General features: G+C 63.4%; 9 protein-coding genes. All 9 read right to left on the bottom strand.

Going from position 1 to position 12,676, the window contains the following annotated elements; genetic code table 11:
- Positions 1-3: 3 nt before the first annotated feature.
- Positions 4-1,671: a putative bifunctional diguanylate cyclase/phosphodiesterase gene (locus tag ACUJB0_RS11140; protein ID WP_444845283.1), complete on the bottom strand. Its 1,668-nt coding sequence runs from the start codon at positions 1,669-1,671 to the stop codon at positions 4-6.
- A gap of 55 nt (positions 1,672-1,726) precedes the next feature.
- Positions 1,727-2,962, bottom strand: a complete 1,236-nt coding sequence (locus tag ACUJB0_RS11135) for a Zn-dependent hydrolase (protein ID WP_444845282.1) — start codon at positions 2,960-2,962, stop codon at positions 1,727-1,729.
- Between the two features lie 18 nt (positions 2,963-2,980).
- The gene (gene hydA / locus ACUJB0_RS11130; protein ID WP_444845281.1) at positions 2,981-4,375 is read right to left on the bottom strand and encodes a dihydropyrimidinase; all 1,395 of its coding nucleotides are present in this window, start codon (positions 4,373-4,375) and stop codon (positions 2,981-2,983) included.
- Between the two features lie 21 nt (positions 4,376-4,396).
- Positions 4,397-5,878, bottom strand: coding sequence for an NCS1 family nucleobase:cation symporter-1 (locus ACUJB0_RS11125; protein ID WP_161083802.1), 1,482 nt, complete (start codon positions 5,876-5,878; stop codon positions 4,397-4,399).
- 61 nt (positions 5,879-5,939) lie between these two features.
- Positions 5,940-7,235 (bottom strand): NAD-dependent dihydropyrimidine dehydrogenase subunit PreA, encoded by a 1,296-nt coding sequence (gene preA, locus ACUJB0_RS11120; protein ID WP_444845280.1) that lies wholly within the window; start codon positions 7,233-7,235, stop codon positions 5,940-5,942.
- Positions 7,235-8,605, bottom strand: coding sequence for an NAD(P)-dependent oxidoreductase (locus ACUJB0_RS11115; protein ID WP_444845279.1), 1,371 nt, complete (start codon positions 8,603-8,605; stop codon positions 7,235-7,237). The genes preA and ACUJB0_RS11115 overlap by 1 nt, the downstream gene beginning before the upstream one ends.
- A 37-nt stretch (positions 8,606-8,642) precedes the next feature.
- Complete coding sequence (locus tag ACUJB0_RS11110; protein ID WP_444845278.1) at positions 8,643-10,145, bottom strand: CoA-acylating methylmalonate-semialdehyde dehydrogenase; 1,503 nt, start codon at positions 10,143-10,145, stop codon at positions 8,643-8,645.
- Between the two features lie 22 nt (positions 10,146-10,167).
- Positions 10,168-11,283, bottom strand: a complete 1,116-nt coding sequence (ald, locus tag ACUJB0_RS11105; protein WP_444845277.1) for an alanine dehydrogenase — start codon at positions 11,281-11,283, stop codon at positions 10,168-10,170.
- A 13-nt stretch (positions 11,284-11,296) separates the two neighbouring features.
- Positions 11,297-12,613, bottom strand: a complete 1,317-nt coding sequence (gene aptA / locus ACUJB0_RS11100; protein ID WP_444845276.1) for an omega-aminotransferase AptA — start codon at positions 12,611-12,613, stop codon at positions 11,297-11,299.
- Positions 12,614-12,676 lie beyond the last annotated feature (63 nt).

Raw genomic sequence — 12,676 nt, 5'->3', positions numbered from 1 at the left:
GATTTACAAGTTTGCGATCAGCGCCAACAGCTCGGGTTCGGGCAGCGGCTTGCTGAACAAATAGCCTTGATAATACTGGCATCCCTCCGCAATCACAAAGTCGAGCTGCGCCTGCGTCTCCACGCCCTCGGCCAGCACCGACATATTCAGGGCCTTGCCCAGCGAGACGATGATGCGGACGATGGCGGCGCCGCTGTCCTCTTTTGCGGCGCCCCAGATGAAGGAGCGGTCTATTTTCAGCTGATCCAGCGGCAGCCGGTGCAGATACGACAGCGACGAATACCCGGTGCCAAAATCGTCCAGCGCGAAGCTGACGCCGGCGGCACGCAGGCGCTGCATCTTCTCGACAGTGCCCCCGACATCCTTTAGCAGCAGGCTCTCCGTCAATTCAAGCCGCAGCCTGTCGGCGCGCGCGCCGGTTTGCGCCAGCGTCTCCAGCACATGCTCGACGAAATCCGGCCGGTGGAACTGCGAGGCGCTGACATTGACCGCCATCTCCAGCCCGGCCGTGCGCGCATCGACAGCCCACGCCGCCAGCCGCTCACAGGCCTCGCGCATCACCCATCGGCCCAACGGAAGGATCAGGTTCGACTCCTCCGCCACCGGTATGAAATCGGCAGGCGGCACCATCCCGCGCTGCGGATGGCTCCAGCGCACCAGCGCCTCCGCGCCGGCCATGGCGCCATCCACGCACATCAAGGGCTGGTAGTGCAGCACGAATTCGCCGTTGCCCAGCGCGCGCCGCAGGTCGACTTCCAGCGCCGCCCGTGCGCTGACCCGTGCCTGCATCGCCGGATCGAAGAAAGAAACGGTGTTGCGTCCCGCGGCCTTGGCCTGGTACATGGCCAGGTCGGCGCGCTTCAACACCTCGTCCACATTGCCGCCGCTGAACACCGTGATGCCGATGCTGGGCGTGCTGTGGTGGTCCGTGCCGTCGATCGCGAACGGCTCGCCGAACGCATGGACGATCTTGTGCGCGACCTCCTGCGCCGCCGTGGCGGCATCGTTCTCCGTGGCGCCCAGATCCTCCAGCAGCACGATGAACTCATCGCCGCCGAAGCGCGCCACCGTATCGCAGCCGCGCACCTCGGCGCGCAGGCGGGCCGCGACCATCTGCAGCAGCATGTCTCCCTTGTCGTGGCCGCGCGTGTCGTTGATGGTCTTGAAATTATCCAGGTCGATGAACAACATCGCGCCCAGGTGGCCCAGCGAAAGCGCGTGGCCGGCGCGGTCCAACAGCAATTGACGGTTCGGCAGGCCGGTGAGCTGGTCGTAAAAGGCCATGCTGTGGATCTGGGCCTCGGCGGCCTTGCGCTCGCTGATGTCGCGGAAGTAGATCGTCAGGCCGGCTTCCGATGGATAGGCGCGAATCTCGGTCCACAGGTCGAGCGGCACATAATGCTCCTCGAACGCCACAGGACTGTTGGTCTCCACCGCCTGCTGGTAGGCACGGTGGTAAGGGCCGTCGACCGCCTCCGGGAAGACCTCCCACACGTTCCGGCCCATCACCTCCTCGCGCCGCACCTGCAGCAGGCGCTCCGCGTTGCCGTTCATGTAGCGGATGTTCCAGCTACGGTCCAGTACCAGGACCGCATCGGAGATGCTTTCCAGCGTGACCGCGGGGCAGCCTGTCTCCAGCGCCGCCGCCTGGGATTGGGGTGGTTCTATCATGTTGGAAGCCGGGAGAGCGTGACTTTAGCCAGTATGCTCCCCGGCCCCGCGACGGTCAAACTATACGGGCACGCTCCAGCATCGCATGCAACAGAACGTTGCAGCCCGCCTCCAGGTGCTCGGACTTGGCGTCTTCGATCTCATTGTGGCTGATGCCATCCTTGCAAGGCACGAAGATCATGCCCGCCGGCGCCAGGCGCGCCGCGTAGATCGCATCGTGGCCGGCGCCGGACACCACGTCCATGGTCGAATATCCCAGCTTGGCGGTGGCGTTGCGCACCGCGTCCACGCACTCCGGATGGAATGGACATGGCGGGTAGTACGACACGCGCTCGATCGAAATCTTCAAGCCGGTTTCGCCGCGGGTCTTGTCGATAAAGGCCAGCATCTCCTCGTGCATGGTGTTGAGCAGCTCATCGTTCACGTTGCGCAGGTCGATGCTGAATTTGACTTCGCCCGGTATCACGTTGCGGCTGTTCGGGAACACCTGCACCATGCCCACCGTGCCGCGTCCATACGGCGGATAGCGGTTGGCGATGGCCACCACCTCCTGCATGATTTTGGTGGACACCTGCAGCGCGTCCTTGCGCAGGCCCATGGGCGTTGGGCCGGCGTGGGCTTCCATGCCGCTCACCACGCAGTCGTACCAGGACAGGCCCATCACCGCAGGCACCACGCCGATCACCTTGTCGGCATCCTCCAGCACCGGGCCTTGTTCGATATGGGTTTCGAAGTAGGCGCCGATGGGATGGTCGCCCGGCACCTGCGTGCCCTTGTAGCCGATGCGTTCCAATTCCTCGCCAACGGTCTTGCCCTCGGTGTCCTTGGCGGCGTAGGCCGTCTCCAGACTGAAGGCGCCGCAAAACACGCCGGAGCCCATCATCACCGGCACGAAGCGCGAGCCCTCCTCGTTGGTCCAGAAGGCGACTTCAATCGGCGCCTCGGTCTTGATCTTCAAATCGTTCAGCGTGCGCACGACTTCCAGGCCGGCCAGCACGCCGTAGTTGCCGTCGAACTTACCGCCCGTCGGTTGGGTGTCGATATGGCTGCCGGTCATCACCGGCGGCAGCGCGTTGTTGGTGCCGTCGCGGCGCATGAAGACATTGCCGATCTGGTCGACCGTGACCGACATGCCGGCGGCCTTGCCCCAGCCGACCACCAGGTCGCGGCCCTGCTTGTCCAGGTCCGTCAGGGCCAGGCGTTTGACGCCGCCCTTGGTGGTGGCACCTATCTGTGCCAGTTCCATCAGCGCCGCCCACAGGCGGTCGCCATTGATGCGCATTTCGCTCATTACCCTGCTCCTCTTTGTTTAGCGCGCCGACGCCGGCTTGAACGCCGGGCGGTCGATATGACGGCCCGCGCCCTCCACCGCCATCAGCACGCCGCGATGGAACACCACATTGCCGGCGGCCAGCGTGGTGCTCGGGATACCGCGCACGGTGCGGCCTTCAAATACGTTAAAACCACCCTTGGCAAACTGCGTCAGCGACGATATGGTGCGGCTGCCTTCCGGGTCCCAGACGACGATGTCGGCATCGGCGCCGACGGCGATCACGCCCTTGCGTGGATACATATTGAAAATCTGTGCCGCGTTGGTCGATGTTACCTTGACGAATTCCGACGGCGTCAGCAAACCGGTGTTCACGCCGGCGTCCCACACCACCGACATACGGTCCTCGACGCCGCCGCAGCCGTTCGGGATCTTGGTGAAATCGTCCCTGCCCGCCGCCTTCTGCTCCGCGCAGAAGGTGCAGTGGTCGGTCGCGGTGGTGTGCAGATTGCCGCCCTGCAGACCATGCCACAACGCGGCCTGGTGATGCTTGCTGCGGAACGGAGGGCTCATCACATGGCCCGCCGCGTAATCCAGGTCCTCGCTCTGGTACACACTGTCGTCGATGACCAGGTGGCCGGCCAGCGCCTCGCCGTACACACGCTGCCCGTTGGCGCGCGCGCGAGTGATGGCGTCCAGCGATTCGGCGCAGGAGACGTGGACGATGTACACCGGCGTGTTAAGCACATTGGCGATCGCGATGGCGCGGTTGGCCGCCTCCGCCTCCACCGCCGGTGGTCGCGACAGCGGATGCGAACTCGGTCCGGTCAGGCCCTTCTTCAGCAAGTCCTGCTGCAGTTGATAAACCAGCTCGCCGTTCTCCGCATGCACGGTCGGAATCGCGCCCAGTTCCAGCGAGCGGCGGAAGCTCTTCACCAGCGTCTCGTCGTCGGCCATGATGGCGTTCTTGTACGCCATGAAGTGCTTGAAGCTGTTGACGCCATGGTCGCGCACCAGGATGCCCATGTCGCGATGCACCGTCTCATCCCACCAGGTGATCGCCACGTGGAAGGTGTAGTCGCCGGCCGCCTTCTGTGCCCAGCCGCGCCACTGGTGATAAGCCTCGATCAGGTTCTGCTTCGGCGCCGGTATCACGAAGTCCATGATGGTGGTGGTGCCGCCGGCCAGGCCCGCAGCGGTGCCGGTGTAAAAATCGTCCTGCGTCACGGTGCCCATGAAGGGCAGGTTCATGTGGGTGTGCGTGTCTATCCCGCCCGGCATCACGTACTGGCCGCTGGCGTCAATCACCTTGGCCGAATGCGGCGCCTCAAGGTTTTCGCCCACGGCGACGATCTTGTCGCCGTAGCACAGCACATCGGCACGAAAAGCGCGGTCGGCGTTGACGACGGTGCCGCCACGGATGATAGTTGTCATAGACGTCTCCAAGAATCTCTTTTAGGGATGGGCGGCCCGCACCGCGGGTACCGCTTTGCCCTTCATCATAACTCCATACACCAGCGCGGAAACAGCGATTCCCACAAACCATGCGTAGGTGTAGATGGTTTTAAAACCGGAAGCCACATCCTGGAAGGACGCGGGGAACGCGGCGTTGAGGAAGCCCGGGATATTCGGCAGCACGCCGGCCACGAAGGCCACCAGCGCGGCCGTGTTCCAGCCGTTACCGTATGAGTACTGGCCGTCCTCGCGATACAGTTCGCCGACATTCAGCTCGGTCTTGCGCACCAGGTAGTAGTCGACGATCAGGATGCCGGCGATGGGGCCCAGCAGCGCCGAATAGCCGATCAGCCAGGTGAAGATGTAGCCCTGCGTGGATTCCAGTATCTTCCACGGCATCATCAGGATCGCGATGGCGGCGGTGATGTAGCCGCCCACCTTGTACGAAATCTGCTTCGGCGCCAGCGACGAGAAATCGTAGGCCGGGCCGACCAGGTTCGCGGCCAGGTTGACGGAGACGGTGTCGATCAACAGGATCAGCAGCGCGACCAGCACGGCGGCGCCGGTCATGCGGCTGGACAGGTCGACCGGATCCCAGATCGCCTTGCCGTACAAGACCACCGTGGCCGAGGTGACGATCACCGCCATCATCGCCAGCAGGCCCATAGGCACCGGCAGGCCGACCGACTGGCCCAGCACCTGGTCGCGCTGCGATTTGGCGAAGCGGGTAAAGTCGGGAATGTTCAGCGCCAGCGTGGCCCAGAAGCCGACCATCGCCGTCAGCGAAGGCCAGAAGGTGGACCAGAACTGGCCGGCCTTCTTGCCTCCTTCGACAAACTGCGAAGGCGCCGACAGCAGGTCGCCGAAGCCGCCGGCCTTGTTGTAGACCCATCCCAGCAGCACGAAGCAGATCAGGATCTTCAGCGGTGCGGTGTAGGTTTCCAGTTTGCGGATCGCGTCCATGCCGTGCACGATGTACCAGAACTGCACGCCCCAGAAAGCCAGGAAGCAAAGCAGCTGCGCGCCGTTGATGCCGAGGCCCGCGATCTTGGCGCCGCCGATTTCGCCGCCCATCATCACGCCGAGCAGCGTGTAGATCATCTGCCCGCCGAACCAGGTCTGGATGCCATACCAGCCGCAGGCGACGATAGCGCGCATCAGCGCAGGCAGCCGCGCGCCGGCGGTGCCGAACGACGAACGGGCCAGCACCGCATACGGAATGCCGTACTTGGTGCCGGCATGGCCGATCAACAGCATCGGCAGCAAAACGATAGCGTTCGCAAGGAACACCGTGAGCACGGCCTGGTAGCCGGACATGCCCCCTTCAATCAGGCTGGCGGACAGCGTGTAGGCCGGTATGCACATCACCATGCCGACCCACAGCGCGGCGAAGTGATACCAGCGCCATGTACGTTGCGCCGCCGTTGTCGGGGCCAGGTCTTCGTTCCAGAGTTGCGTGCTGCCAGGGAGTTCTTTGCTCACGGGGCTTTCTCCAAAGGGTTATGTATCCTTCTATCGCTGCAAGTTCCGTACCTTATACCGTTTATACCGTTTCCGCCGCCTTGATGTTCTCCGCGCGTGGGTTGCGCGGGTCCTGCGTCCAGTTCATGTATGGCTTGCCTGTCTCCTGCGGCACCATCGTGATGCAGCCCTGCACCGGGCAGGTGATTTCGCACAGGTTGCAGCCCACGCATTCCTCCTTGATCACCTCATACGTGCGCGTGCCGGTGGCCGCGTCGATCAGCTGCGCGATCGACTGGTGCGACGTATCCTCGCAAGCCACATAACAGCGGCCGCACTTGATGCAGTCGTCCTGGTTGATCTGCGCGATCACCTGATAGTTCATGTTCAGGTACTTCCAGTCCGTCGTGTTGGGCACAGCCTTGCCGACGAATTCGCTGATGCTCTTGTAGCCCTTCTCGTCCATCCATCGCGACAGGCCGTCCTTCATCTCTTCGACGATGCGGAAGCCGTGCAACATGGCGGCGGTGCAGACCTGCACGCAGCCCGAACCCAGCGCCATGAACTCCGCCGCGTCGCGCCAGTTGCCGATGCCGCCGATGCCGGAAATCGGCAAGCCCCTGGTCTGCGGATCGCGCGCGATCTCGGCCACCATGTTCAGCGCGATCGGCTTGACCGCCGAACCGCAGTAGCCGCCGTGGGTGCTGGCGCCGCCCACGATGGGGAAGGCCACCATCTGGTCCAGGTCCAGGTGGGTGATCGAGTTGATGGTGTTGATCAGCGAGACCGCGTCCGCGCCGCCCGCCTTGGCCGCACGCGCCGGTGCGCGCACGTCGGTGATGTTGGGCGTGAGCTTGACGATGACCGGCAGCTTGGAGTGCGTCTTGCACCAGCGAGTGACCATCTCCACGTATTCTGGAACCTGGCCAACTGCCGCGCCCATGCCGCGTTCCGGCATGCCGTGCGGGCAGCCGAAATTGAGCTCGATGCCGTCGGCGCCGGTGGCTTCCACCAGCGGCAGGATATCGGCCCACAGTTTCTCTTCGCACGGCAGCATCAGCGAAACAATGATGACGCGGTCCGGCCAGTCCTTCTTCACCTGCGTGATCTCTTGCAGGTTGATCTCCAGCGAACGGTCGGTAATCAGCTCGATGTTATTGAAGCCGATGACTTCGCGGTTCTTGCCGTAATGCGCGGAGTAGCGCGACGACACGTTGACCGCGGCCGGATCCTCGCCCAGCGTTTTCCACACCACGCCGCCCCAACCCGCCTCGAATGCGCGCACCACGTTGTAGGCCTTGTCGGTCGGCGGCGCGGAGGCCAGCCAGAACGGATTGATGGATTTGATGCCGCAGAATTCTATGCTCAGGTCAGCCATTATGCAGCCTCCTTCATACCGTTGATGTCTTGATGAATGGCGTGTGCCGCCAGTTTTCCGTGCTGTACCGCCTGCACGGTCAGGTCCTGTCCGGGCGCCACACAGTCGCCGCCGGCGTAGATACGCGGCAGGACTGTGCGGAACTGATCATCGACATGGATTTTGTCGCCGTCGCGTTTCAGCGTTTTCGCCAGTGGATCACTGATGCTCTTTTCGTCCATGCCCTGGCCGATGGCTTTGAAGATCGCATCGGCCGCGATCTCGAAAGTCTCACCGGTGCCGGCCAGACGACCGTTGGTGATTGCGGTTTTCTCGAAGCGCATGCCGCGCACGCGGCCCGCTTCGTCCAGCAGCACTTGCTGCGGCTGGGCCCAGGTGCGCATGCGGACCTGGTTTTCTTTCGCAATGTGTTGTTCGTGTTCGGTGGCGCTCATCGCGTCGAAGCCGCGCCGGTACACCAGCGTGACCTCCTCCGCGCCAAGGCGCTGGATTTGCACCGCCATGTCGATGGCGGTATTGCCGGCACCGATGACGATGGCGCGCGCGGGCAGCGGCAACTTGCTCAGGTCATCGGCCTGGCGCAGTGCGGCGATGTAGTCGACGGCGGCCAGCAGGCCTGGTGCGTCCTCGCCGGTCAGGCCGAGCTGCTTGCTGGCACCCAGGCCCAGGCCGAGGAACACGGCGTCGTACTGCGCGTGCAAGTCCTTCAGTTGCACGTTGCCGCCCAGCGTCTGGCCATGCTTGATTTCGATGCCGCCGATTTGCAGCAGGAAGTCGACTTCCTTCTGCGCGAAGTTATCGGTCAGCTTGTACTTGGCGATGCCGTATTCATTCAGGCCGCCGGACTTTTCCTTCGCCTCGTAGATCACCACGTCGTTGCCCAGCATCGCCAGGCGGTGCGCGCACGACAGGCCTGCGGGACCCGCGCCGACGACGGCGATCTTCTTGCCGGTGGAGGCGGCGCGCTTGAACGGATGCTCGGTGATGGTCATGTTGTCGATGGCGTAGCGCTGCAGCAGGCCAATCTTCACCGGCTGGCCTTCGGCATCGTGATTGCGCACGCAGGCGTCTTCGCACAGGATCTCGGTCGGGCAAACGCGCGAGCAACTGCCACCCAGGATATTCTGCTTCAGGATGCCGACGGCGGCGCCGTTGACATTGCCCTCGTGGATATTGCGGATGAAACTGGCGACGTCGATATCGGACGGGCAGATGCGCGTGCACGGCGCATCGTAGCAATACAGGCAGCGCGAGCTTTCGATCGCGGCCTGGCGCGCATTCAGCGCGGGAGCCAGGTCGGTGAAGTGTTCCGCCAGTGTGGCATTGGCTTCCTTCGGCTGGGGCATGTATTTGAGAGATTCGATCATCATACGATTTCCTGGCTATGCATGGTGGCTGTGGTGGCGATTACTTCATCTGTGGGAATGCAAATTCTGCGCCAGCGCTTGCGGTGTTCGGCCAGCGCTGCATCACCGCCTTGTGGCGTGTGTAGAAGCGCACGCCCTCAGGGCCATAAGCGTGATGGTCGCCGAACAGGCTGCGCTTCCATCCGCCGAAACTGTTGAAGGCCATCGGCACCGGCAACGGAATGTTCACACCCACCATGCCGACCTGGATCTGCCGCACGAACTCACGCGCCACGCCGCCGTCGCGCGTGTAGATCGCCACGCCGTTGCCGTACTCGTTACGGTTGATCAGCTCCACCGCGCTGCCCACGTCCGGCGAGCGCATCATGCACAGCACTGGGCCGAAAATCTCTTCCTTGTAGATCGTCATATCCGGCGTGACGTGGTCGAACAAAGTGCCGCCGATGAAGAAGCCGTTCTCGCGCCCAGCAACGACGTGATTGCGGCCATCGACCACCAACTTGGCGCCCTGCTCCACACCCTCTCCGATCAAGCGCTCTATACGCTGCTTGGCCGCGCTTGAAACGACCGGTCCCATTTCCGCATCCGACGCCATGCCGTCGCGCACTTTCAGTGCGGCGGTGCGCTTTGCCAGTGCATCGATGATCTTGTCGCCGGCATCGCCGACCGCCACCACCACGGAGATCGCCATGCAGCGCTCACCGGCCGATCCATAGGCCGCGCCCATCAGCGCATCGACGGTCATCTCCATGTCCGCATCCGGCATGACGACCATATGGTTCTTGGCGCCGCCCAAAGCCTGCACGCGCTTGCCCGCAGCGCAGCCGCGCGCATAGATGTATTCGGCGATCGGCGTCGAGCCGACGAAGCTCACCGCCTGCACCACCGGATGATCCAGCAGCGCATCGACGGTGACCTTGTCGCCCTGGATGACGTTGAACACGCCGTCCGGCAAACCGGCTTCCTTCAGCAGCCGCGCATGCAGCAGCGACGGCGATGGATCGCGCTCGGAAGGCTTGAGGATAAAGGTGTTCCCGCATGCCAGCGCGACGGGGAACATCCACATCGGCACCATCACCGGGAAGTTGAACGGCGTGATGCCGGCCACCACGCCCAGCGCTTGGCGCATCGACCATGCATCGATGCCGCGCGAGATCTGGTCGGTGAATTCGCCCTTCAGCAGTTGCGGAATGCCGACCGCGAATTCCACCATCTCGATACCGCGCGCCACCTCGCCCTGCGCATCGGCGAAGGTCTTGCCGTGTTCACGCGTCAGCATCGCCGCGAATTCGTCGGTGTGCTGCTGGCACAGCTGCAGGTATTTGAACAGAACACGGGCGCGCGTCAGCGGCGGCGTGGCGGACCACGCCGGAAAAGCTTTTTCCGCCGCGCGCACGGCGGCGTCGACTTCCTCCGCCGTACCCAGGGCGACCCTGGCCACCGGCTCGCCCAGCGCGGGATTGAACACGTCCGCATAGCGGCCGCTTTGCGTATCGACTTTACTGCCGTTGATGTAATGGGTGATGGTGTCCAGGTCGCTCATGATCTTCTTTCAAATTTCGGAATCAGCCCAACAGGCTGTCCGCGTCAACATAGGTATAGCCAAGGCCGTGCGCCACCGCTTCGTAGGTGACGTGGCCGAGACAGACATTCAAACCGTTCTTCAAATGCGGATTGGCTTTCAGCGCTTTCTGCCAGCCCTTGTCGGCGAGCGCCAGCGCGTGGCCGATGGTCGCGTTATTCAGTGCGAAGGTCGACGTGCGGGCCACCGCGCCCGGCATGTTGGCCACGCAGTAGTGGATCACGCCGTCGACCACGTAGGTCGGCTTTTCGTGCGTGGTGGCGTGCGAGGTTTCGAAGCATCCGCCCTGGTCGATGGCCACGTCCACCACCACCGCGCCGGGCTTCATGCGCGCGATCATTTCCTTGGTCACCAGCTTGGGCGCCGCAGCGCCTGGCACCAGCACGCCGCCGATCACCAGGTCCGCGTCCAGCACCGCTTCCTCGATCGAGTGCGCGTTCGAATACATGGTCGAGATGCGGTTGCCGTAGATGAGGTCCAGCTGGCGCAGGCGGTCGATGTTCTTGTCCAAAATCGTCACGCGCGCGCCAATGCCGACCGCCATCTGCAAGGCGTTGGTGCCGACCACGCCGGCACCGATGATGGCGATGTGGCCGGGCGCCACGCCAGGCACGCCGCCCAGCAGCAGGCCCATGCCGCCCTTGGATTTTTCAAGATGCGCGGCGCCGGCCTGGATCGACATGCGCCCCGCCACTTCGCTCATCGGCGCCAGCAGCGGCAAGCCGCCGTTGGCGCCGGTGATGGTTTCGTAGGCGATGCACACCGCGCCCGATTCCACCAACGCCTTGGTCTGTTCCGGGTCCGGCGCCAGATGCAGGTAGGTGTACAGGATCTGGCCCTTGCGCAGCATCGCGCATTCTTCCGGCTGCGGCTCCTTTACTTTGACGATCATCTCGGCGCGGGCGAAGATTTCGGACGCCGCCTCGATGATGGTGGCGCCGGCGCCTTCATACATCGCATCGCTCAAGCCGATGGCTGCACCGGCGTTTTTTTGTACAAGTACTTGATGGCCACGCAATACGAGTTCCTTCACGCTGGCCGGGGTAAGGCCAACGCGGGACTCCTGGTTCTTGATCTCTTTTGGGACGCCTACCAGCATGGTGTTCTCCTCGTTAGTTTAAGTTTTTAAGTACCGTCGTCAGCTTTCCGAAAAGTTCGTCGATGTGTTTTTTCTCCAGCACCAGCGGCGGCGACAGGGCGATGATGTCGCCGGTGGTGCGTATCAGGATGCCGTCCGCGAAGGCCTGCTTGAACGCGGCGAACGCGCGCGCGCCTGGCTTGCCGGCGATAGGCGCCAGCTCGATGCCGGCGATCAGGCCGATGGTGCGGATGTCGATCACATGCGGCAGGCCCTTGAGCGAGTGCACCGCGTCGGCCCAGTATTCGGCCATGCCGGCGGCATGTTCGAGGATCTTCTGTTCCTTGAACACTTCCAGCGTCGCCAGCGAGGCGGCGCAGGCCACCGGGTGGCCCGAGTAGGTGTAGCCATGGAACAGCTCAATGCCGGCCGGCGCTTCCATGAAGGCGTCGTAGATGAACTGCTTGCTGAACACCGCGCCCATTGGAATCACGCCGTTGGTAAGGCCTTTGGCGGTGGTCATCATGTCGGGTTCGACGTCGAAGTAGTCGGCCGCGAAGGGCGTGGTCAAACGGCCGAAGCCCGTGATCACTTCGTCGAAGATCAGCAGGATGCCGTGCTTGGTGCACAGGTCGCGCAGGCGCTTCAGATAACCCTTCGGCGGAATCAGCACACCAGTGGAACCGGCCACCGGCTCAACGATGACGGCTGCGATGGTCGACGCGTCATGCAGCGCGACGATGCGTTCCAGTTCGTCCGCCAGCTCGGTGCCGTATTCCGGCTCGCCGCGCGTATAGGCATTCTTCTCCAGGTTGTGGGTATGCGGCAGGTGGTCCACGCCAGGCAGCATCACGCCGTACGGCTTGCGGTTGCCCGCGATGCCGCCCACCGAGATGCCGCCGAAGCCCACGCCGTGGTAGCCGCGCTCACGGCCGATCAAACGCGTGCGGCTCGCCTCGCCGCGCGCCTTGTGGTACGCCAGCGCGATCTTCAGCGCCGTGTCCACCGCCTCGGAACCGGAGTTGGTGTAGAACACCTGGCCGAACTTGTGGTTGGTGTAGTCCATCAGCTTTTCGGCCAGGTCGAAGGCGGCCGGGTGGCCCATCTGGAAGGTCGGCGCGAAATCGAGCTGGCCCACCATCTCGCGCACGGCGGCGACGATCTTCGGCTGCGCGTGGCCGCATGGCACGCACCACAGGCCGGCGGTGCCGTCCAGGATGGTGTTGCCGTCCACGTCCTTGTAGTACATGCCTTCCGCCGATACCAGCAGGCGCGGATGGGCTTTGAAATCGCGGTTGTTCGTGAAAGGCATCCAGAAGGACGCCATTGATTCAGGTCGGGACTCGTTCATGCACATCTCCTAGGAACTGACTTGCGGATTTTTTTTGACGAACCGTAAAAAAATTTACCAGTT

Source organism: Duganella caerulea (assembly GCF_040362985.1).
GTDB lineage: Bacteria > Pseudomonadota > Gammaproteobacteria > Burkholderiales > Burkholderiaceae_D > Rugamonas > Rugamonas vulcania.
The sequence above is the reverse complement of the archived record's forward strand: the minus strand, read 5'-3'. Positions and strand labels throughout refer to the sequence as shown.